Origin of the sequence: Hymenobacter polaris, from assembly GCF_012927305.1 — a bacterium.
Classification (GTDB): Bacteria; Bacteroidota; Bacteroidia; order Cytophagales; family Hymenobacteraceae; genus Hymenobacter; species Hymenobacter polaris.
Map to the genome: position 1 here is coordinate 56,792 of NZ_JABBGH010000002.1, position 20,216 is coordinate 77,007.

20 protein-coding genes are annotated in these 20,216 nt (G+C 63.0%); 12 read left to right on the forward strand and 8 right to left on the reverse strand.

The genetic code is table 11. The features are described 5' to 3' along the window. Window positions 1-67: 67 nt before the first annotated feature. The 5 genes from HHL22_RS10675 to HHL22_RS10695 all read left to right on the forward strand — a co-directional run bounded on the left by HHL22_RS10675 (window position 68) and on the right by HHL22_RS10695 (window position 4,672). The gene (locus HHL22_RS10675; protein ID WP_169531147.1) at window positions 68-1,249 is read left to right on the forward strand and encodes a hypothetical protein; all 1,182 of its coding nucleotides are present in this window, start codon (window positions 68-70) and stop codon (window positions 1,247-1,249) included. A 10-nt stretch (window positions 1,250-1,259) separates the two neighbouring features. Further along, window positions 1,260-1,691, forward strand: a complete 432-nt coding sequence (locus HHL22_RS10680) for a hypothetical protein (RefSeq protein ID WP_169531148.1) — start codon at window positions 1,260-1,262, stop codon at window positions 1,689-1,691. A gap of 51 nt (window positions 1,692-1,742) precedes the next feature. Then, window positions 1,743-3,716 carry a glycoside hydrolase family 97 protein gene (locus HHL22_RS10685; RefSeq protein ID WP_169531150.1) on the forward strand — a complete coding sequence of 658 codons (1,974 nt, stop codon included), beginning with the start codon at window positions 1,743-1,745 and terminating at the stop codon, window positions 3,714-3,716. Further along, window positions 3,713-4,177: a 3-oxoacyl-ACP synthase gene (locus HHL22_RS10690; protein ID WP_169531152.1), complete on the forward strand. Its 465-nt coding sequence runs from the start codon at window positions 3,713-3,715 to the stop codon at window positions 4,175-4,177. Before HHL22_RS10685 ends, HHL22_RS10690 begins: the two co-directional genes overlap by 4 nt. 75 nt (window positions 4,178-4,252) lie before the next feature. Then, on the forward strand, window positions 4,253-4,672 hold the full coding sequence (locus HHL22_RS10695; protein WP_169531153.1) for a DoxX family protein: 420 nt from the start codon (window positions 4,253-4,255) through the stop codon (window positions 4,670-4,672). A gap of 132 nt (window positions 4,673-4,804) precedes the next feature. Here HHL22_RS10695 and HHL22_RS10700 read toward each other — a convergent pair whose 3' ends face one another. Further along, entirely contained in the window at window positions 4,805-5,734 is a 930-nt protein-coding gene (locus tag HHL22_RS10700) for a class I SAM-dependent methyltransferase (protein ID WP_169531155.1), read from the reverse strand. Window positions 5,735-5,871: 137 nt separating this feature from the next. On the opposite strand from HHL22_RS10700, the gene HHL22_RS10705 reads away from it, so the two are divergent. Beyond that, the gene (locus tag HHL22_RS10705) at window positions 5,872-6,858 is read left to right on the forward strand and encodes a YpdA family putative bacillithiol disulfide reductase (RefSeq protein ID WP_169531157.1); all 987 of its coding nucleotides are present in this window, start codon (window positions 5,872-5,874) and stop codon (window positions 6,856-6,858) included. A 16-nt stretch (window positions 6,859-6,874) separates the two neighbouring features. On the opposite strand, the gene HHL22_RS10710 is transcribed toward HHL22_RS10705, so the two are convergent. Beyond that, window positions 6,875-8,083 (reverse strand): J domain-containing protein, encoded by a 1,209-nt coding sequence (locus tag HHL22_RS10710; RefSeq protein WP_206680718.1) that lies wholly within the window; start codon window positions 8,081-8,083, stop codon window positions 6,875-6,877. A gap of 113 nt (window positions 8,084-8,196) precedes the next feature. On the opposite strand from HHL22_RS10710, the gene HHL22_RS10715 reads away from it, so the two are divergent. From HHL22_RS10715 to HHL22_RS10730, 4 genes are all read left to right on the forward strand, one after another. Then, window positions 8,197-8,568: a phage holin family protein gene (locus tag HHL22_RS10715; protein WP_169531159.1), complete on the forward strand. Its 372-nt coding sequence runs from the start codon at window positions 8,197-8,199 to the stop codon at window positions 8,566-8,568. A 78-nt stretch (window positions 8,569-8,646) separates the two neighbouring features. Next, a complete protein-coding gene (locus HHL22_RS10720) occupies window positions 8,647-9,543 on the forward strand; it encodes a hypothetical protein (protein WP_169531161.1) in 897 nt (298 codons plus the stop codon). Further along, on the forward strand, window positions 9,536-10,291 hold the full coding sequence (locus HHL22_RS10725) for a geranylgeranylglyceryl/heptaprenylglyceryl phosphate synthase (protein WP_241738080.1): 756 nt from the start codon (window positions 9,536-9,538) through the stop codon (window positions 10,289-10,291). Before HHL22_RS10720 ends, HHL22_RS10725 begins: the two co-directional genes overlap by 8 nt. 135 nt (window positions 10,292-10,426) lie before the next feature. Further along, window positions 10,427-11,488 carry a serine hydrolase domain-containing protein gene (locus HHL22_RS10730; protein WP_169531164.1) on the forward strand — a complete coding sequence of 354 codons (1,062 nt, stop codon included), beginning with the start codon at window positions 10,427-10,429 and terminating at the stop codon, window positions 11,486-11,488. Window positions 11,489-11,590: 102 nt separating this feature from the next. On the opposite strand, the gene HHL22_RS10735 is transcribed toward HHL22_RS10730, so the two are convergent. The 6 genes from HHL22_RS10735 to panD all read right to left on the reverse strand — a co-directional run bounded on the left by HHL22_RS10735 (window position 11,591) and on the right by panD (window position 16,917). Further along, entirely contained in the window at window positions 11,591-12,517 is a 927-nt protein-coding gene (locus tag HHL22_RS10735) for an AraC family transcriptional regulator (RefSeq protein WP_169531166.1), read from the reverse strand. A gap of 171 nt (window positions 12,518-12,688) precedes the next feature. After that, a complete protein-coding gene (locus tag HHL22_RS10740; protein WP_169531167.1) occupies window positions 12,689-13,852 on the reverse strand; it encodes an acyl-CoA dehydrogenase family protein in 1,164 nt (387 codons plus the stop codon). A 193-nt stretch (window positions 13,853-14,045) separates the two neighbouring features. Beyond that, the gene (locus tag HHL22_RS10745) at window positions 14,046-14,723 is read right to left on the reverse strand and encodes a zinc metallopeptidase (protein ID WP_169531169.1); all 678 of its coding nucleotides are present in this window, start codon (window positions 14,721-14,723) and stop codon (window positions 14,046-14,048) included. Window positions 14,724-14,815: 92 nt separating this feature from the next. After that, a complete protein-coding gene (gene rfaE2, locus HHL22_RS10750; protein WP_169531170.1) occupies window positions 14,816-15,289 on the reverse strand; it encodes a D-glycero-beta-D-manno-heptose 1-phosphate adenylyltransferase in 474 nt (157 codons plus the stop codon). A 117-nt stretch (window positions 15,290-15,406) separates the two neighbouring features. Beyond that, the gene (locus HHL22_RS10755; protein WP_169531172.1) at window positions 15,407-16,453 is read right to left on the reverse strand and encodes a lysylphosphatidylglycerol synthase transmembrane domain-containing protein; all 1,047 of its coding nucleotides are present in this window, start codon (window positions 16,451-16,453) and stop codon (window positions 15,407-15,409) included. Between the two features lie 116 nt (window positions 16,454-16,569). Continuing rightward, window positions 16,570-16,917 (reverse strand): aspartate 1-decarboxylase, encoded by a 348-nt coding sequence (gene panD, locus HHL22_RS10760; RefSeq protein ID WP_169531173.1) that lies wholly within the window; start codon window positions 16,915-16,917, stop codon window positions 16,570-16,572. Between the two features lie 118 nt (window positions 16,918-17,035). On the opposite strand from panD, the gene HHL22_RS10765 reads away from it, so the two are divergent. Next, the gene (locus tag HHL22_RS10765; protein WP_169531175.1) at window positions 17,036-17,878 is read left to right on the forward strand and encodes a hypothetical protein; all 843 of its coding nucleotides are present in this window, start codon (window positions 17,036-17,038) and stop codon (window positions 17,876-17,878) included. Between the two features lie 49 nt (window positions 17,879-17,927). Further along, on the forward strand, window positions 17,928-20,186 hold the full coding sequence (locus HHL22_RS10770; RefSeq protein ID WP_169531176.1) for a prolyl oligopeptidase family serine peptidase: 2,259 nt from the start codon (window positions 17,928-17,930) through the stop codon (window positions 20,184-20,186). The last annotated feature ends 30 nt before the right edge of the window (window positions 20,187-20,216 follow it).

Genomic DNA, 20,216 nt, shown 5'->3' on the forward strand with positions numbered 1-20,216 from the left:
AAAAGGCAAAAGAAGCATCTGGTAACTGGCGTATTCCTGTTACACTTGTTGCCTAAACCAGTTACTTATGCTCCATTTTACGCCTGCGCGGCCCCGCTATTACTGCTTTGGCTGGCTGCTGGGGGTGGCCCTAGGGCTACCCGCTGCGGTGCGCGGCCAGGCCATGACCGTGCCGGCCGAGTATGGGCCGCTACTGGAACGACTGGCCAAGGACGAGGTGGACCGGCATGGTAACCAGTTGCCGTGGCCGGCCCCGCCAGTGCTGCACCGCGACAGTACTTACGCCAGCGGCGGCAAGCGGCGCGAGCTGCGCTTTGAAGTGGTGCTTGGTAAGCCTCTAGGGCTGACGCACCGGGTAGTACAGCTGCGCGGCCACGGCTACCCGGTATCGTACTCAGTATTATTTCAGGGCTGCTTGGTAGCGCTGTTCAGAAGCGGGAAGTTCGGTTGCTATCGCTTGGCCGACTTTACGCCCGATGAGCAATTGCAACAACAACTGAATAATGGGACATGGGAGCGGCACTGGCTGATAGAGGGCCTGCTGGTGGCGCAAAATGCCAAAGGCTACTACGCCTACAACCCCCAAAAGCGTGGCTGGAAGCCTTGTAAACGGCCAGTACCTTTCGGCAAGCAGCCCAAGCTGTACGAGGATGCGCGCTACCTGGCCTATGCCACCTGCGGCGGAGAATTTGGCGGCACGGCGTACTTCTACAACAAGCAAACCAACCAGACCCACTGCGTGAGCGCCACCTGCGCCACCAGTATCTGGCAGGAAGATGGGCAATACCGGCTGTTAGCTTCCCTAGGCCACATGGAAGGAGATGCCCGCTGCGCCGTCATTGCCGACCCCGAAGTCTTGCCTCTGGCCGCTACTAAGAATACGGCGGCGGCCGACTGGCAGTATAATTTTAGGCAGCCCGAGCCGGGAGTGGTGAAAGTCTTCGACTTTTTTCGGGTGCAGCTATTCGGAGCGCTGCGCTACCAGCAGCGCATCATCTACCTAATGCATTGGCACCGCACGACTTTCCTTGCGGCCATCGACGGCCAGCGCATTACGATTGTAGACCCGCTGTTTGCCGACGACCTGTATACTTTCAACCCGGTTACCATAACCTACGGCCCCAACCTAGCACTGACGAACCTGAACAGCAACGACCTGCCCGAAACCAGTGAGGCGGCCGCGCTGCTGTGGCAGGGGCAGCAGGTGACGAAGGTTGAGTGGGGCGAGCAACCCGCCGAAATGAAATAAGCTGTAAAAGATGCTCGCAACTATCCAATTCTTCGGCGAAGTTGACCTAGGTCACTACTGCACCTTTAAGGTGGCCGTGGCGACGCCGGATATTAGATGTGCCATCAGCTTTTTTGGCTACACCGATACCTTCCAGGTTTTCGGCCAGCAGTTGCTGAATTTTCCGACTGATACGCAAGCCACGGTGACGTTTGGGCAAGGCGACGACATCAATTCACGCTTGGAATGCCTGCTGCTGCAGGCTTATTATCTCGACCAGGCCGGCCACACGGCGCTACGCATCGTAATGGACAACAAAGCCACGCCACCGGCCGAAAAGCGCGTCGCGTTTTCGCTGGCCGCCGATGTTTCCTCCCTTATGGAGCTAGGACGCAACCTACTAAGCTGGCCGATTCAGGCGGGAATAGGTTGCGACATTAAGTGGCAGCCAATGGTGAGTTGAACCGGGCTAGTTACTGATGGTGTACCTTACCCGCACCCAACTGCCCTGCCCATGCCCACCCGCCTCCTGCTACTGCTAGCTGCCTGGCTGCTGGCCCTCAGCGCTTTCGCCCAGAAGTCGCTCGTTTTGCGCTCGCCCGATGGGCAGCTCACCTACCGTTTCCGCCTCACGCCGCAAGCGCCGGTATATACGGTTGACTTTCACGGGAAAAGGGTGGTGGAAGAATCGACCCTAGGGTTGGTTTTTCGGCAGGGCGGGGCCTGGGGTGCGGGCCTGCGGGTGCTGGCCGCCCAGCCCGCGGCGGTGGATGAGTACTACACGCTGCCAGTGGGCAAGGCCAGCCGGGTGCGCAACCACTACCGGCAGCTTACCCTGGCCTTGCAGGAGCCCGCGGGGGCTAGGCGGCTGGTGCACCTGGTGGTGCGGGCCTACGACGACGGGCTGGCATTTCGCTACGAGTTTCCGGCGCAGGCGGGCTGGGCGGGCTACGAGCTGACGGCCGAAAACTCCAGCTTTCGGCTAGCTGGCAACCCGACGCTGCTCACGCTGCAGCGGCCCAACTACACCACCTCGCACGAGGGGTTTTACAGCCGGCTGCCCCTAGGGCAGGTGCGGCCCGACACGCTGCTCGACTTGCCCACCCTGGCCGAGTACCCCGGCGGGCCCTACCTGGCCCTCACCGAAGCGGCCGTGCGCGACTACGCCACCCTGTACCTCAGCCCGCACGAGGGGGTGCTGACCAGCCGCCTCTCGCCGCTGCCGGGCCAAACCGAAGTAAAAGTGCAGGCCACCCTGCCGCACCGCTCGCCCTGGCGGGTGCTGCTGCTGGGCCAGCAGGTGGGCCGGTTGCTCGAGTCGAACATCATCACCAGCCTCAACGAGCCGCCGAGCCTGGACTTTAGCTGGCTAAAACCGGGCAAGAGTGACTTCCACTGGTGGAACGGCGACATCCTGCCCGATACCATTTTCCCGCCCGGCCGCAACTTCGAGTTCAACCAGTACTACATCGACTTTTGCGCCGCGCACGGCATTGACTACCACTCGGTTATCGGCTACGGCAACGCGGCCTGGTACCAGAACGACGGCGAGGGCTACGCCCCCGGCCCCCACACCGACGTGACCCAGCCCGTGCCGGGGCTAGATATGGCACGCCTAGGGGCCTACGCCCGCAGCAAGGGCGTGGGCCTGCGCGTGTGGGTGCACTGGCAGCCCTTCTACGCCCAGCTCGATAAAGCGCTGGCGCAGTTTGAGGCCTGGGGCGTGCAGGGCATGATGGTGGACTTCATGGACCGCGACGACCAGCAGATGGTGAACATGCAGGAGGAAATGCTGCGCAAGGCCGCCCAGCACCACATCCACATCCAGTTTCACGGCGCGGCCAAGCCCACCGGCCTCGCGCGCACCTACCCCAACGAGCTGACCCGCGAGGGTACTCTCAACTACGAAAACAACAAGTGGGGCCCGGCCATGGCGCCCGACCACGACCTCAACATGCCCTTCACGCGCCTGCTGGCCGGGCCCACCGACTACCACCTGGGCGGCTTCCGGGCGGTGCCGCCGGCGCAGTTTCGGCCCCAGTACACGCGGCCGCTAATGGTGGGCACGCGCTGCCACATGCTGGCCATGTACGTGGTGCTCGAAAGCTACCTGGGCATGGTGTGCGACTACCCCGCCGCCTACGAGGGCCAGCCGGGCTACGAGTTCATTCGGGCCCTGCCCACGGTGTGGGACGAAACCCGCGCGCCGCTGGCCGAGGTGGCGCAGTACGTGTGCGTGGCCCGCCGCAAGGGCGCCGATTGGTACGTGGGCGCGCTCACCGGCAGCCAGGCCCGCACGCTGGCGCTCAAGCTCGATTTCCTGCCCCCCGGCCAGTACGAGGCTACTTTGTTTGCTGATGCGCCCGACGTGGCTACCGCGCCCAACCACCTCCTAAAAACCACGCTGGCCGTAAGCCGCCAAACTACGCTGCCGCTAGCCCTGGCGGCTGGCGGCGGCCAGGTGCTGCTCTTGAAAAAACTAAAATGAGTCTACCTCTGCCCCCCAAATCCGCCCTGCACGCCGCCTGCCTGGCTTCCTTGCGCGAGCGCCTGGCGCTGGCTCAGGCCGGCGTGCAGGCCGCCCAGGAATCGGCCAACTCCGAAACCAAGAGCAGCGCCGGCGACAAGTACGAAACCGGCCGCGAGATGGCCAGCCAGGAGCGCGAACGCCAAGCCGCCCAGCTGCACGAAACCCAGCAGCTCCTAGGGGCCTTGCAGAAGCTCAGCCCCGACCTGCCAGCCGACACTGTGCGCCTGGGCGCGGCCGTGGCCACCAGCCTAGGGGTGTTCTATGTAAGCGTGGCCGCGGGGCGCCTGCGCACCGCCGCGGGCCAGGAGTTTCTGGCCGTGTCGCCTAGCGCGCCGCTTATGCAGGCGCTGGCCGGGCTGCGCGCGGGCGCACAAACCGTCTTCAATAACAAGCAAATACGGGTGGAAGCTATTGGCTAAGCAGGGGCCTGCGTATCCGTAAGTGGTTGAAGGACGTAAGAATAGCCGGCGGCCTTTCCACCCGCTCCTTACGTTATGTTTGAAGGTAAAACCACCGGGGCGCAAGATGCAGCCCGTAACCTGCTCGGTACGTTCATGGTCGGGGCCGGCATTGGCCACTGGACGTTTGCGCGCAAAGGTTTCAAAGCGCAAGTGCCCAGCTGGGTGCCCCTCGATAAGGACTCTACCGTGCTGGCCTCGGGCGTAGTTGAAGTGGGCCTCGGCCTGGGCATGCTGCTGCTGAAAGGCGAAAACCGCGTGCGCCTGGGCTTTGGGCTGGCTACGTTCTTCGTGGCCATCTTCCCCGGCAACTGGGCCCAGTACAAGCACGACCGCCCCGACCTGAACCTCGATACCGAGCAGAAGCGCCTCATGCGCCTCTTCTTCCAGCCCGTCCTCATCGGCCTGGCCCTCTGGAGCACCGGCGCCTGGAAGGTGCTGCGCAAGAACCCCTAGGGTTAAGTTGCTGGTCGCTAGTTAATAGGCGGTCATGCTGAGCTTGCCGAAGCATCTCTACCGCGCATTACCGTCCGGTAGAGATGCTTCGGCAAGCTCAGCATGACCGCCTATTTAGTTGTTGCTAACCAACTAACCAATCGCCTTCTCATTCTTAGCCACTACAAACATGCGGTCGCCGAAGCGGCCAGTCAGCTTGTTCAGCCAGTAGGTAGGGTACTGGCTGCCGAGCTTGGCAGCCTGCTCCAGCGGGTTGCCCCCTAGGCGAATGTGCTGGGGCGGCTTCACTGGGTTTTGTAAGTCCACTACCGAGAAGCCGTTCTGGGCCAGCATCTTGCGGATGGTGGTGGGCGTGAACTCGTAGAGGTGATAGGGCGGAATGTCCATGCGGCGCTGACGCCCTAGGGCGCGGTAGGCGGCAAAACCTAAGCGCATGCTCGGCAAGTTGGTGACGCTGGGCAGGGCCAGCACCAGCAGCCCGCCGGGGCTGAGGATGCGCCCGAACTTGCGGATGGCAGCGGCCGGCGACAGCAGGTGCTCCAGCACGTCGCCCAGGTAGGCCAGGTCGAACTGGTTTTCGTGGAAGTCCTCGGTGGTCTCGATGTTGCCCGTCACCACCGGCAGGTGCAGCTCGCGGCGGGCATAGTCGGCGGCGTGCTCGCTGATTTCGAGGCCGTGGGTTTCCCACCCTAGGGCTTGCAGGCTCTTAAGGGTGTAGCCGGGGCCGCAGCCTACCTCTAAGTACCGAAACCGGCGGCCGGGGTAGTGCTGTTGCATGTAGGTGGTGAACTTATCTTCCTTGACCTGACTCAAATTCAAGGACTTGCCTTCCTCAATAAAGGTCTTGTCCTTCTCGGTGCGGTCGTAGTTGGGGCGCTCCGTGAAGTACTCCTTGCCGTACAGCTTCTCAAGCTGCGCGGGTGTGGGCTGCGGGTCCAGAAAGGTCAGGCTGCAGCTGTCGCACTGGGTGCCCTGCAGGCGCTGCCCGTCGAAGAGGTAGTAGAAAGGCAGGGCGTGGAAGGCAGTAGCTCCGCACAAGTCGCAGTGGCGCTGGCTGGTCATTTAGCAGTCAATAGGTATCAGTTATCATTTTTGCGGTGCTCCCGCCAGTCCCGACGCCGCAAAGGTCTGAAAAAGAACCCAACTCAAGCGCCCCTCGTTGGTTAAGCAGTTACTTGATAACTGATACTCGATAACTGATGACTGATAAGCTAGATGCCGTCGTGATTGGGGCGGGCCCCGTGGGGCTGGCCTGCGCCATTGAAATACAGCGCCAGGGCCTGTCGGTGGCCGTGGTGGAGAAAGGGGCGTTGGTAAACTCGCTGGTGGGCTACCCCACTCAGATGGAGTTTTTTTCGACGCCCGAGCTGCTCGAAATTGGCGGCCACCCCTTCCCGATGGCCAGCTACAAGCCCCACCGCGAAGATGCCCTCGACTACTACCAGCGCGTGGCTGCCGCCGAAAAGCTCGACCTGCGCCTCTACCAGCGCGTAACCGGCTTGCGCGGCCAGGCGGGCGACTATGTAGTGGAAACCAGCCAGGGCGAAATCGCGGCCCGCGCCGTAGTGGTGGCCACCGGCTTCTTCGACGTGCCCAACCGCCTAGGGGTACCGGGCGAGGAGTTACCCCACGTAAACCACTACTACAAAGAGCCCTACGCCCACGCCGACCGCGACGTGGTGGTATTGGGCGCCAAGAATTCGTCGGCCAAGGCGGCCCTGGCGCTGGCCCGCGCCGGCGCCCGCGTCACGCTGGTGGTGCGCGGCCCCGAGGTGTCGGAAAGCGTGAAGTACTGGATTCGGCCCGACTTGCTCAACCGCATTAAGGAGGGCCGCATCAAAGCGTATTTCAACACCACCGTGGCGGCTATTACGCCCCACGCGGTGGAAGTGCTCACGCCCGAGGGCCCGCGCAGCATCCCGGCCGACTACGTGTACGCCCTCACCGGCTACCGGCCCGACTATTCGCTGCTGACGGAGGCCCTAGGCCTGCCGCTCGACGAAAACGACCCCGCCCGGCCCATCGTCTTCGACCCCGAAACGCACGAGACTGCCCGCCCCGGCGTGTACGCCGCCGGCACCGTGTGCGGCGGCCTGGCCACCAGCCGCTGGTTTATCGAGAACGGCCGCCACCACGCCCAGCTGATTGCGGCGGCGCTGGCCGGCGCGCTGGTGCCGGCCAGGTAGGCGGCCGCGCTAACCCCTACCGGCACTCGGCCGCCGCTTGTGCCGCGTAGCCGTACCCGGCGGCGGCCCCGCGCCGAAAAAACTCGCAGGCACTCACCGAGTCGGCGGTTTGCTGGGCCAGGCGACCCAGCAGGTACAGCGTGCGCCCGTCGCCTACGTTGCGCCCTAGGGCCTGCTCATACACTGCGCGCGCCTCGGGGTAGCGGCCCAGGCGCACCAGGGCGGCCCCTTCGGCCTGCAAGTAGGGGAGGGGCACGGGGCGGTTGGCAGCTTGGTACTGCTGGTGGCCGCGCTGCAAATCGGCCAGGGCGGGCGCGGTGCGGTCTAGCTCCAGCAGGCGGTTTTCGCCGCGGGCCAGGTAGGCGGCGGCCAGGGTCGTGTCGAGGCGCAGGGCTCGGCTGTAGCTGTGCTCGGCGGCCCTAGGCAGGTGCAGGCCCACCTGGCACTCGCCTAGACGCAGCAGGGTGCGGGCCACCTCGGCCGGGGGCAGCGGGTTGATGCTGGCCACCAGGGCGGCCTCGTAGTCGGCGCGGGCGGCGGGCAGGTCGTGCTCGGCATCTTGGGCCAGCTGGCCGCGCAGCTGCAAAGCCGGCGCCTGGTCGTCGCGAAAGCCCAGCGACTGGTCGAGGTAGTGGCGAGCCAGCTCCCAGCTGCCGCGCCCATAGGCCGCGCGGGCATCCTCGTAGTTGGTGCTGGCGGCCACGCGGTCCATCACAATCTTGGCCGAAATTCCGAACAGCAGCAGCAGCGCCACGATGCCCACCACCAGCCACAAGTCCTGGCGGTTGAAGCGTACTTGCTGGCGGGTGGTGCGGGGCTGGTAGTGGCGCTCGCGGGCGCCGGCCGGGCGGCGGGTGCGCAGGGGCGGGGCGGCCGCCGGCGGGGGCGTGGGCGCGCTATACACCGAAGGCCCACCGGCGCCCGGCCGCGCCGCGGCGCCGGCGTAGGCCTGGGCACTTTGCCGATGCGCTTCGGCCAGCGCCGCCTGGCGCAGCTTATAGTCGTACTGGGCGCGGCGCTCGGGGTCCGACAGCACGCGGTAGGCCACGGCCACGGCCTTGAAGCGCTCCTCGTAGCGCGGGTCGCCCTGGTGCTTATCGGGGTGCAGCTGGGTAGCCAGGCGCCGGTACGCCCGCTTAATGTCGGCGGCGGGCGCCGACACCATGACCCCTAGCGTTTGGTAATAATTCTCGCTCACCACCGGGTAATTTTTGAGCCCTGCCAACTGAAAGTTAGCCCTGGCCCGCGGTTTTTCGTAAAGAACGCCCTAGCCGGCTGGCTGTTGTTCACCGTCGGGCTTTTCTCAACCGAATTTACTTGCAAAACCTCTCTGCTCGTATGGCTTTTATTACTGACGATAAAAATCCGCGCCCCGAAGGCATGATTGGCCACCTCACCGGCTACCTCGATACCCGCATCGACCTGATACGCCTTGAAACCCAAGAGAAAGTAAAGGGCATATTCGTGGCTACCGTGCACGGTGTGGCGCTGGCCATGCTGGGTTTTCTGTTCGTCATTTTTGGCTCCATCTACCTGGGCTTCGCGCTCAATCAGGCGCTCGAAAGCCCCTCGGCCGGTTTTGGTATCGTGGCAGGGTTATACTTGGTGCTGGCTATCCTCTTCGCGGTAGGCATCGACAAAAAGGTATTTCAGGGCGTGGCCGATAAGCTGCTGAACAACACCATCTATAAGTCAGATAAACGCCGGTAGCTACCCGTTGGGTAGCCGCGCGCCGGCCACCCAAGCGAAGCAGTCAACCGGCATCACCCGACCATTCACCCCTAGGATATGAGCGAGCCCACTAACCCGCTGTTTGAGGAAGAAAAGGCTTTTTTAGAGCGTAAAAAGCTGGAATACGAGCGCGCCCTGCGCGGCGACGTAGCGCAGCTAAAAGAGCAAACTGCCCACGTGGGCCGCGTAGCCCTGGTGGGCACCGGCCTGGTGGGTAGTATCTGGCTAATTACCAAGGCCCTAGGTGGCCGCAAGCGTCGCCCCGAAGACCCCGATGCCGAGTGGCCCAGCAGCTACGAGCCAAGCGATTACGGTACCCAGCGCTTCGCCGATTTTGATTTGGCAGATGACGACGACCAGCCGGACGGCCAATGGCCAGAAGCTGATGCGTATTTCGGCAGTAGCGCTGATGCGCACGGCACGGTATACCATTCCGACACCGAGGCCTACGACACGCCCGGCACGCCCGATGACAACCTGGACGATAATGGCTTAGGAGACTATCCGGATTTCCCCGAGCATTCCACCTCCTACCACGGCACTGCGGCCGACACCGCAACTGGCGACTTCCAGTCGGAAGCCTATGGCCACCCCGAGTCCAGCTTGCCCTTCGACGACAGCCGCCGCCTGCCCGAGTCCGACGATTTTGCGGAAACCCCTGGTTCTAAGGGTGCCGAGGCCCAGCCCAAGCGTCAGCTCGGCGCCATGCTGGTGGCGCTAGCCAAGAGCGACCTGGGCAAAATAGTATTGGGCCAGGCCGCCAGCCTAGGGGCAGCCTTGGTTACCAAGGCGTTAAAAGCTAAACTGACGAGCGACGAGCCAGAAACGGCAAAATCTTCCGACCTTGCGGCCCCAACGGGGGAGAATGATGGCTATGCCCATGGCCACCCCGCCACGCCGCAACCGGATGCCTACCCCGCCGACGCCCCTGCCTACCGCGAACCGCTTGCTTGATACCCTGGCCGGGCTGCGCCACCAAGGCCGCAAGGCCCTGGCCGTGCTGCTCGACCCCGATGACTTTGTGCCCACCCGCACGCGCCAATTGCTCGGGCAGGTAGCGCAGTACCCCGTAGATTACTTTTTTGTGGGGGGCAGCCTCGTGCTTACCGAGCATCAGGCTGCCCTCATTGCGTTGCTGAAGGCCGAGGCGCCGCACGTGCCAGTGTTGCTTTTTCCGAGCCACGCCCTGCACGTAGATGCCGCTGCCGACGGCATTTTGCTGCTCTCCCTCATCTCGGGCCGCAACCCCGATTTCCTAATTGGCCAGCACGTAGTAGCGGCCCCGCGCCTGCGCCAAAGCGGCCTGCAGATTTTGCCCACCGGCTATATGTTGGTCGAAAGCGGCCGCCCCACCACGGCTTCCTACATCAGTGGCACCGCCCCGCTGCCCCACGATAAGCCTAGCATTGCGGCAGCCACGGCGATGGCTGGCGAGCAGCTAGGCTTGCGCTTGCTGTACCTCGACGGCGGCAGCGGCGCCCAGCAGCCCGTATCGCCTGCCATGATACGGGCGGTGCGCGAGGCCACCAATGCGCCCCTACTAGTGGGCGGCGGCCTGAACACGGCCGAGAAAATCAGCGCCGCCCTAGGCGCCGGCGCCGACCTAGTAGTGGTGGGCAACCATCTGGAGCGCAATCCAAATTTCCTGGTCGAAGCGGTGGCCGCCGTGCGGCAGGCAGGTAGTAGCCAGCCGAGTACTTAGCTGAACCGGCAGTAACGAATGACGGAGTTGCAAGGTACCCTAGGGTAACCACTGGCTTTATCTTCAACTGCAGTGTTCGTCCGTGTCTTTCTGTGTTTGATGCTGCTAGGCAGTAGCCTGTGCCCGTCCCTAGCGATGGCTCAAACAGCGGCGCAGCAAGCCCTCGACAGCCTCAGGGTGAAGTACCACCTGCCGGCTATGCTGGCGGCAGTTATTCAGCCGCAGCGCATCTGCTACGTGTATGGCGGAGTGCGGCGCAGTGACCAGACTACGCAAATCACCCTAACCGATTACTTCCACTTCGGCTCCGATACGAAAGGCGTGACGAGCCTGCTGGCGGGTAAGCTGGTGGAGCAGGGTAAGATTCGTTGGGAAAGCAAGTTGCTCGACGTAGTGCCCAGCTTGCGCACCACCGCGCTGCCCGCCTACGCCGATGTGACGCTCGCTGCGCTACTGTCGCACCGCGCTGGCATTCCACCGTATGATTCGGGAGCGAAAATCCGGCGCCTACCAGCCTTTAGCGGCACGGTCAGGCAGAAGCGCCAGCAATTTGCCGCCTTCGTGCTGCAGCAGCCCCCGGTGTTGCCCGGTCCGGGTGAAGTCTACGCGTATTCTAACGCGGGCTACGCGCTGGCTGCCCTGATGCTCGAGCAAGTCAGCCAGCGTTCATGGGAGGAATTGGTAGCCAGGGCTTTCCACAAGCTCAAGCTGCACTACGTAGTAGGGTTTCCTAATCGGGGCGATGCGCAGCAGCCCTGGGGCCACTGGCGGCAGGCAGCCACCGATAGCGTTTTGACCCCCCTAGGGCCCTTGCACCCGTATCACCTGCAGGACTTTCTGGCGCCAGCCGGCGACTTGGCTATGCCGCTGCCCGACTATGCGCGCCTGATACAAAAGCACTTGCGCGGATTGCTTGGGCATGCTAATTACTTGAAAGCCAAAACTTACCAGCTATTGCATTTTGGCAAGCCCAGCTACGCCTACGGGTGGGGCGTGCTGAAGCTGCCGGCAACTGGCGCACCTGTTAGCTTCCACAACGGTACGGCGGGTACCTTCTATTGCCACACCATTCTGTACCCTAGCCAGCAGGTGGCCTTGATAGTGCTAACCAACGCGGGCGGGGAAGCCGCCGAAGCCGCCTGCTACGCCCTGCACCGTCGCCTCAAGCAGCTTTACCTGCAAGGCCAGCTCGAGTAGTAGCCTAGCCCTTCCGCCACAAAAAAGGGCCGCCCGTCGGCAGCCCTTTTCCGTGTAGCCAGCTGCGAGGCAGCGTATCCACGAAATCCGTTTAATCCGCGGTTAAATGTTCATGGCCGACTCGCGGCGGCGCATCTTGCCGGCCGGAATGCCGAACATCATCTTGAAGCGGCGGCAGAAGTAAGCGGTATCCTTGTAGCCCACTTCCTTGCCGATGTCGCGGATGCTTTTCTTGGTGGTGCGCAGCAGCGATACCGCGCGCTCCATGCGCTGGTATTCGATGTAGTCCTGCGGGTTGATGTTGGTCAGCATCTTGAAGTACTGGCCCACGTAGTCCTCGCTCACGTTGGCTACGCCCGCCAGCACCTTGTTCGAGAGGTCGCCGCTCAGGTTTTCCTTGATGAAGTTGAACAGGTCGATGAGGCGCGGGTCCTTGAAGTAGGTGCTGTTGGTGGCCAGCTGCTCCACAAACATGTTGTTTTGCAAGATGTAGCGCACCACTTCCACCACCAGGTTTTCGGTGTAGATGGTGACGAGGCGCTCGCGGCCCGGCAGGTCCTGAATCGATTCCTCGATAATCTTGATGACCAGGTTGGCCAGGCGGTCGTTCTTCTTAATGACGAAGGCCGGCACGTCGAGCGAGGCGAAAAAGTTTACCGAGTCAAACACCTTGGCCTCAAACACCACCGAGCTGTGGCTTTCCTCGGCGTCGCCGATGTAGTCGAGCTGGTCGTTGGAGGTGAAGAAGCGGTCCTTATTCGTGATAAAATCGTCGTTAGAGATAACGCGGCTGGCGGCATTCTGGCCGTAGCCCACGCGGGTAGCGCGGCCACCGGGCAAGAAGAGCAGCTCGTTCTCCTCTACCGTTTGGTCTTCGTCGCCGAAAGTGATTTTTCCTTGATGCAACAAAATAAGATTGTTGCCCACATCGTAGGCATTGCGCACCGTTACGGACTGCCGCAACACCAAATTCTTGGCTTTAATATAGCGAACTCCTAATGATTCAATTACCTTATTGTAATCTTCCATAACTTAATTGTAAAATTTGAAACTTGTTGAGGGTAGGATGTCTTAACAGGGGCTAAAGTTAATAAAAACGTTTGCAATATCGCATAAAAAAATTTATGTAAATAAAAAACCCAGGCTGAATCGGCCTGGGTTTTGTGCAAAATGCTTGCCAACTAGCGTTTTCAAAACGTCCTATTTGAGGATGTCGCGCGAGATGACGATTTTTTGTATTTCGGACGTACCCTCGTAAATCTGGGTAATCTTAGCATCGCGCATAAAGCGCTCTACGTGGTACTCTTTTACGAAGCCGTAGCCGCCGTGAATCTGCACGGCTTCCACCGCCGCGTCCATCGCCGTTTTGGAGGCAAACAGCTTGGCCATGGCGCCGCTCTTGGCGTAGTCAATATGGTTATCCTTATCTGCGGCGGCTTGCAGGCACAGCAGGCGGGCCGCCTCCACGTTGGTCGCCATATCGGCCAGCTTAAACTGAATGGCCTGGTGCTGGGCAATGGGCACGCCAAACGCCTTACGCTCCTTGGCGTACTTAAGGCTCAGCTCGAGCGAGCCCGAGGCGATGCCTAGGGCCTGCGCCGCAATACCAATGCGCCCGCCCGCCAGCACCTGCATGGCAAACTTGAAGCCGAAGCCATCGGCGCCAATGCGGTTTTCCTTGGGCACCTTCACGTCGGTGAACAGCAGCGAGCAGGTGTCGGAACCCCGGATGCCGAGCTTGTTTTCCTTGGGGCCGGTTTGGAAGCCTTCCATGCCCTTCTCCACGATGAGCACGTTGATGCCGCGCGACTTCAACTCGGGGTTGGTTTGGGCAATCACCAGATACACCGAGGCGGTGGTGCCGTTGGTAATCCAGTTCTTGGTGCCGTTCAGCAGGTAGTGGTCGCCCATGTCCTCGGCGGTGGTGCGCTGGCTGGTGGCGTCAGAGCCGGCCTCGGGCTCGCTCAGGGCAAAGGCGCCGATGATTTCGCCCGAGCACAGGCGCGGCAGGTACTTGCGCTTCTGCTCCTCGGTGCCGTATTTCTCCAGGCCCCAGCACACCAGCGAGTTATTCACACTCATGATAACCGAGCACGAGGCATCGACCTTGGAGATTTCCTCCATCGCCAGCACGTAGCTCACCGTGTCGAGGCCCGAGCCGCCGTATTCGGGGCTCACCATCATGCCCATAAAGCCGAGCTCGCCCATGCGCTTAATTTGCTCGGTGGGAAATTTTTGGTGCTCGTCGCGCTCAATGACACCAGCCCACAGCTCGCTCTGGGCAAAGTCGCGGGCCGCGGCCTGCACGGCCAGCTGCTCTTCGGTGAGCTGAAAAGGGGAGGCGGTGGCAATATCAGGTTGCATGGGATGGGGTAGGGAGGGAGAGAATGAAATGTACTGCGAAAATACGGCTCCTCGAAGGCAAAGCTTGCCCGCCAATAGCCCTAGGGTCCTGAAATCGGTATATTTACCTAAAGGCTTTTCCAAAAAACAACGCCGGCTTAAGGCCGGCGCTATTCCTGAGCGTATGCATTAGCTGGCAAGCCAGTAGCTGGTTTTAATTGCGGCGGTTGCCACCCAGCAGCATCATACCGTAGTACACGAGCGTGGCCAGCGAGCTAATGGCGGCTACTACGTAGGTCATGGCGGCCCACCAGAGAGCGTCTTTGGCCACGGCGTGCTCCTGGGTGGTTACCACGCCGCTGCGGTCCATCCAGGCCAGGGCGCGGCGCGAGGCGTCGAACTCGACAGGCAGCGTGATAAACGAAAACAGGGTGGTGAGGGCAAACAGCGCCACGCCCAGCCCTAGGGGCAAGATGCTGTAGCGCAGCAAAAATACGCCTCCAATGAGCAGCAAAGGCATAAACTTCGACACGGCTGACAGCGCTGGCACCATGGCCGAGCGAAACTTGAGGAAGCTGTAGGCCTGGGCGTGCTGCACGGCGTGGCCGCACTCGTGGGCGGCTACGGCGGCGGCCGTGGCCGAGCGGCCCGCGTACACGTCGGCGCTCAGGTTTACGGTTTTGGCGGTGGGGTCGTAGTGGTCGGAAAGCTGGCCGTCGGTGCTGATAATCTGCACGTCGCGAATACCGTAGTCGGCCAGCATCTTGGCCGCTACTTCGCGCCCGCTCAGGCCCGAGTGCAGGTGCACCTCGGCGTACTCTTTAAACTTGCTGCGCAGGCGCCACTGGATGCCGTAGCTAACGGCCGCGAGCAGGATGAGGAGGATAAACATAGCGAAAAGGAGGATGAAGTTCTGATGAGCATATGGGCAAATGCCGTGCCTGGTTGCCACAGGGGCCCTAGGCTGCCAACTTGGCAACTAGCTTATAGCTGCCGGGCCTTGGCTACCAGGGCCGAGGTACTGTAGCCCTTCACCAGCGGCACCGTCAGTACTTGCCCGCCCTTCTTCAACACCGTTTCGTGGCCCACAATTCCGTCAATCGTGTAGTCATCGCCCTTCACCAGCACGTCGGGCTGCACGGCCTCGATGAGGCGCAGCGGGGTGTCGTCGCCGAAGAGCACCACGGCATCCACGAAGGCTAGGGCGGCCAGGATGCGGGCCCGCGACGTTTCGTCCTGCAAGGGCCGGCCGGGCTTGAGGGCGCTCACCGAGGCATCGGTGTTGAGGCCCACCACCAGGCGGTCGCCCAGGGCGCGAGCCTTTTCCAGGTAGTCCACGTGCCCGAGGTGCAGCAAGTCGAAGCAGCCGTTAGTAAACACCACTTTTTCGCCGGCGGCCCGCCAAGCGGCTAGCATGGCAGGCAATTGCTTGGGGGATAAAATTTTATCGGCGGTCATAAGTGGATATCAGGTAGGCAATTGCGGTTGATAATTAGTAGTTGGTGAATAGTAAAGAACGTCATTCCGAGCTTGCCGAGGAATGACGTTCTTTACTATTCACGACTCACTACCTCACTACTCACTGGTCAGTGGCTCGTCGGCCAAGGCTTCGGCTTCCTGCACCAGGCTGCGGCGGTCGGCGGCGGCCACGGCCACGAAGCTGATGCCGCCCATCACCACCACCAGCAGGGTTTGGGCGCCGTGTACTACCAGCGCGTAGGCAATGCCGGCCTCCTTGCTGATGCCATATACCAGCAGCACACCCTGCACCAACACGTGAAACGGCCCGATGCCACCCGCCACCGGCGCCGCCATGCCAAACGCCCCGAACGTGAGCACCGCCAGGCCCGCCCGGGCCCCTAGGCCATAAGTATCGGGAAAGCAGTAAAAAGCCAGGTAGTCGAGCAGGAAGTAAACCAGCCAGGTAAAGAAGGTGTGGAACAGGAAAAGCCCCTTGTTTTCGAGCTTCAGCACGCTGAGCAGCCCCGTGAGCAGGCCCTGAAGGAACACCAACACCTTATTAAATAGCGCGTGCTGGCGTAGGCGCTCCAGGTTGCGGTAGAGCGTATAGCCGGCCGCCAGCAGCAGCACCAGCGCCGCCAGGCCCGCCAGCACCAGCGGCAGCGGGTTGCGAGCCAGCGTATCGGCTTTGCCGCCCAGCAGCTCCTCATTAAAAAAGCCCCAGAAGGTCTTGAAATCGAGCAGCAGCGTGGCCCCCAGCAAGCACAGCAGCACCAGCACGTCAATCACGCGCTCGGTCACGACCGTGCCCAGGGCCACTTGCACCGGCACGCCGCTGACGCGCCGCAGCACCGAGCAGCGGATGACCTCGCCGGCGCGGGGCAGCACCAGGTTGGCCAGATAGCCCACCATCATGGCGTGGTAGGTGGGCCAGTAGCCGGCCGGCGTGCGCGAGGCGTTGAGCTGCATTTGCCAGCGGTAGGCCCGGCTGAGGTAGCCCAGCACCGAGATGCCCAAGCTCAGCACCAGCCAGAAGTAATTAGCCTGCCGAATGCTGGCGCCCACGCGGCTCAGGTCCTGGCCCCGCAGCGCATACCACATCAGCGCGCCCGAAATGCCCAGCAGCAGGCCGTATTTCAGAATGTTAAGCAGGGTTTTCATCAAGCTGAAAAAAGCCGCCCGCCCCAGGGCCGGGCCGGCTACCGAGGCGGCCCTGGGGCCCTAGGGGTAGCAGGCGCAAAAAAGGAGCCGAGGGCAACCGGGCGGCTAGCCAGGGCCTAGGCCAGGCGGTTCTGGTCGTTGGGGAAGATGACGGTGGGCTGGTGGGCGCGGGCCTCGGCAAAGTCGATGAGGCAGTACGAAAACACGATAATGACATCGCCCAGGGCCACGCGGCGGGCGGCCGGCCCGTTGAGGCAGATGGTGCCCGTGCCCCGCTCACCCCGAATGGTATAGGTTTCGAAACGCTCGCCGTTGTTCACGTTCACCACCGTTACTTTTTCGTGCTCCACCATGTTGGCGGCGTCCAGCAGGTCCTCGTCAATGGTGATGCTGCCCACGTAGTGCAGCTCGGCTTGCGTGACGTGGACGCGGTGAATCTTGGATTTTAAAATTTCAATCTGCATAATGGGTTGCCTAAAGCGGCCTACAAAGATAATTGCTCGCCCAGGCCCCGGCCGGGTGGCGCCAAGGCGGCGGCGTTGTACTTTCCGGCCCTCATCGGTTTTCTCGTCATCAGTTGGTATGCCGCACCCGTTTTTTCGTCTTTTACCGGGCCTAGGGCTGGCGCTGGGGTTGCTGCTGGCCGCGCTGGCCGGCCCCGCCGCCCGCGCCCAAACACCGCTTGGTCAGCCCTCACTCGATGAGGCCAAGGTGCAAATCTGGTGCGCTACGGCCCGCTATGTGTACGCCGACCTGGGCCACCCGCGCCTGCAAAGCACCCTGCGCTGCGAAAGCGGCAGCCTGCCCGCCCTGGCCGCCAGCCTGCGCCCCGATAGCCTACGCATCTACTCGCTGCTTTACGCACCCATCGAGGAGCGCGGCCGCATCTACCAGGGCCTCCAAGACAACCACGCCCGGCTAGCGGCGCTGGTGCGCGCCATCGTGGGCAAGCTGCGCGCCTCGCCCGCCCGCCAGCGCAGCCCCGCGCGCCTGGCCGGCCTGCACGAGCTGGAAAAAAAGCTGACCGACTACGTAGAAACCGGCCTGCCGCCCGCCACCGTGGCCGCGGCTCCGCAGGCCGAAACCGAAACCAGCCTCAGCGGCCCCGCCGAAGCCGCCGAGGCCACGGCTGCCACCGCCCCGGCGGCTTCGGCGGGGCCCGGCGGCCCTAGGGCCACTGCCCCGGTCGCGCTGCTCGACCGCTTGTTGGCGCCGCTGGCCCTCACCTTTAGCTTGCTGAGCCTAGTGCTGTACGTGCTACTGCGCCTGAGCCTGGGCCGCACGTTGCGCCAGTTGCGCCGGGCCGCCACCCAGGCCGGCCGCGGCCCCGCCGAGCTAAGCGCCGCCCAGCGCCAGCAGGTGGAGGAGCTGGTGGCCCGGCGCGTGGCCGAGGCCCTGCGCACAACTGGCCCGGCCGCCCCCTAGGCGGGCCTGCCTCCCCCCAACAATTCACCTGCTCACTGCCTTATATGCTATGCAAACCCCTAGGGCTGCCACTTGGCTGGCGGCCGCGCTGCTAGTAGCCGGCTGCCGTAGCAGCGCGCCCATTCTTGGCACCGCGCGCCGCGCGCCCGACGAGCGCCTGGGCGTGGCCAACCGGCACACCCTGACCGAAACGCCCATTATCGAGCGTGCCGAAAGTGCGGTACGCCCCCAGTTTTCTCCTGCCTTGACTTACCCCGCCCCCCGCCGCGACCCGCAGCCCGATACCTATTTTGGCACCCCGGTGCCCGACCCCTACCGCTGGCTCGAAGACCCCGACGCGCCCGAAACCCAGGCCTGGGTGCGGGCCGAGAACGAGGTGACTTTTGGATACCTCGCCCAAATTCCGTTCCGCGAGAAGCTGCGCGCCCGCCTGACCCAGCTCTGGAACTACGAGCGCTACGGCGTGCCCGAGCAAGAAGGCAACCTACTCGTCTTCAGCAAAAACGATGGGCTGCAAAACCAGGCCGTGGTGTACACGGTGCCCCTAGGGCAACCCGTGGAGCAAGCCCAGGTGCTGCTCGATCCTAATAAATTCTCGGCCGATGGCACGACGGCGCTGGCCGGCCTGCACTTCAGTTCCGACCACCGCTACCTGGCCTACGCCACCAGCGGCGGCGGCTCGGACTGGCAGCAGGTGCACCTGCTGGATATGCAGACGCGCCAGCCCCTGCCCGACCAGCTCGACTGGGTGAAGGTATCGGGCGTGGCCTGGGCAGGCCGCGGCTTCTACTACAGCCGCTACGACGCGCCCAAGGAAGGCGGCGAAAGCGCGCTGGCCGGCAAAAACGAGTACCACAAAGTATACTACCACGCCCTGGGCACCCCGCAAGCCCAGGACCGACTGGTGTACGAAAACCGCGAGCGGGCCCTGGGCTTCCGCATCGCGGGCACCACCGAGGACGAGCGCTTCCTGTTTCTGGCCCTCACCGATGGCCGGAGCGACGGCAACCAGCTGCTGGTGCGCGACCTGCACGACCAGAAGCAAGCCCACGCCTGGACCACGGTGCAGCCTAGCTACCAGTACGATACCAGCGTAATCGGCAACGTGGGCGGCGAGCTGCTGGTGTACACCAACGACCACGCGCCCAACTTCCGGGTGGTGGCCATCGACCCGCGCCAGCCTGAGGCCGCGCACTGGCGCACCATTATTCCCGAGGCGAAGGAGAAGCTCGAAAGCATCAGCCAGGCCGGGGGCTACCTGCTAGCCACCTACCTGCACGACGCCAGCTCGCAGGTGAAGGTGTACACCGAAACCGGCGAGTACCGCCACGATGTGGCCCTGCCGGCCCTGGGCACGGCGGCTGGCTTTGTCGGCCGGCGCACCGATAAGGTTCTCTACTACGCCTTCACGTCGTTCACCTACCCCACTACCATTTACCGCTACGACCCGGCCGCCAACCGCAGCACCGTGTGGCGCGCCCCTAGGGTTGATGTGCACCCCAAAGACTACGTGACGACCCAGGTTTTTTACCCCAGTAAGGACGGCACGCGTATCCCGATGTTCATTACCCACAAAAAGGGTCTGGACACCAAGAGCGGCCAGCTGCCCACTTACCTCTACGCCTACGGTGGCTTCAACGTGAGCCTAACGCCTAGCTTCTCGGTGGCGCGGATGCTGTGGCTGGAAAATGGCGGCGTGCTGGCCGTACCCAACCTGCGCGGCGGCGGCGAGTACGGCGAAACCTGGCACCAGGCCGGTATGACGCCCCACAAGCAAAACGTGTTCGACGACTTCATTGCCGCCGCCGACTACCTGACGGCCAGCGGCTACACCAATCCCAGCCGCCTGGCCATTGCGGGCGGCAGCAACGGCGGCCTGCTGGTGGGCGCCGTCATGACCCAGCGGCCTGACCTGTGCCAGGTGGCGCTGCCCGCCGTGGGCGTCATGGACATGCTGAAGTACCAGAAATTTACCATTGGCTGGAACTGGGCGCCCGAGTACGGCACCTCCGACGACGAGGCGCAGTTCCGCAACCTGCTAGCCTATTCGCCCCTGCACAACCTGCGGCCCGGCACCGCCTACCCGGCCACGCTCATCACCACCGCCGACCACGACGACCGCGTGGTGCCGGCCCACTCGTTTAAGTTTGCCGCCCAGCTCCAGGCCGACCAGGCCGGCCTCAGGCCCACCCTCATCCGCATCGACGTGAACGCCGGCCACGGCGCCGGCAAAAGCACTCAACTGCAAATAGCCGAGTGGGCCGACGTGTGGAGCTTCACGTTCTACAACATGGGCGTAATGTTATGAGGAGTAGCCCGAAGCTCCGTCCTACCCCAG

Coding starts and splice junctions, on each gene's coding strand:
- HHL22_RS10675 (WP_169531147.1), top strand. CDS start 68: ATGCTCCATTTTACGCCTGCGCGGCCCCGCTATTACTGCTTTGGCTGG.
- HHL22_RS10680 (WP_169531148.1), top strand. CDS start 1,260: ATGCTCGCAACTATCCAATTCTTCGGCGAAGTTGACCTAGGTCACTAC.
- HHL22_RS10685 (WP_169531150.1), top strand. CDS start 1,743: ATGCCCACCCGCCTCCTGCTACTGCTAGCTGCCTGGCTGCTGGCCCTC.
- HHL22_RS10690 (WP_169531152.1), top strand. CDS start 3,713: ATGAGTCTACCTCTGCCCCCCAAATCCGCCCTGCACGCCGCCTGCCTG.
- HHL22_RS10695 (WP_169531153.1), top strand. CDS start 4,253: ATGTTTGAAGGTAAAACCACCGGGGCGCAAGATGCAGCCCGTAACCTG.
- HHL22_RS10700 (WP_169531155.1), bottom strand. CDS start 5,734: ATGACCAGCCAGCGCCACTGCGACTTGTGCGGAGCTACTGCCTTCCAC.
- HHL22_RS10705 (WP_169531157.1), top strand. CDS start 5,872: ATGACTGATAAGCTAGATGCCGTCGTGATTGGGGCGGGCCCCGTGGGG.
- HHL22_RS10715 (WP_169531159.1), top strand. CDS start 8,197: ATGGCTTTTATTACTGACGATAAAAATCCGCGCCCCGAAGGCATGATT.
- HHL22_RS10720 (WP_169531161.1), top strand. CDS start 8,647: ATGAGCGAGCCCACTAACCCGCTGTTTGAGGAAGAAAAGGCTTTTTTA.
- HHL22_RS10730 (WP_169531164.1), top strand. CDS start 10,427: ATGGCTCAAACAGCGGCGCAGCAAGCCCTCGACAGCCTCAGGGTGAAG.
- HHL22_RS10735 (WP_169531166.1), bottom strand. CDS start 12,517: ATGGAAGATTACAATAAGGTAATTGAATCATTAGGAGTTCGCTATATT.
- HHL22_RS10740 (WP_169531167.1), bottom strand. CDS start 13,852: ATGCAACCTGATATTGCCACCGCCTCCCCTTTTCAGCTCACCGAAGAG.
- HHL22_RS10745 (WP_169531169.1), bottom strand. CDS start 14,723: ATGTTTATCCTCCTCATCCTGCTCGCGGCCGTTAGCTACGGCATCCAG.
- rfaE2 (WP_169531170.1), bottom strand. CDS start 15,289: ATGACCGCCGATAAAATTTTATCCCCCAAGCAATTGCCTGCCATGCTA.
- HHL22_RS10755 (WP_169531172.1), bottom strand. CDS start 16,453: ATGAAAACCCTGCTTAACATTCTGAAATACGGCCTGCTGCTGGGCATT.
- panD (WP_169531173.1), bottom strand. CDS start 16,917: ATGCAGATTGAAATTTTAAAATCCAAGATTCACCGCGTCCACGTCACG.
- HHL22_RS10765 (WP_169531175.1), top strand. CDS start 17,036: ATGCCGCACCCGTTTTTTCGTCTTTTACCGGGCCTAGGGCTGGCGCTG.
- HHL22_RS10770 (WP_169531176.1), top strand. CDS start 17,928: ATGCAAACCCCTAGGGCTGCCACTTGGCTGGCGGCCGCGCTGCTAGTA.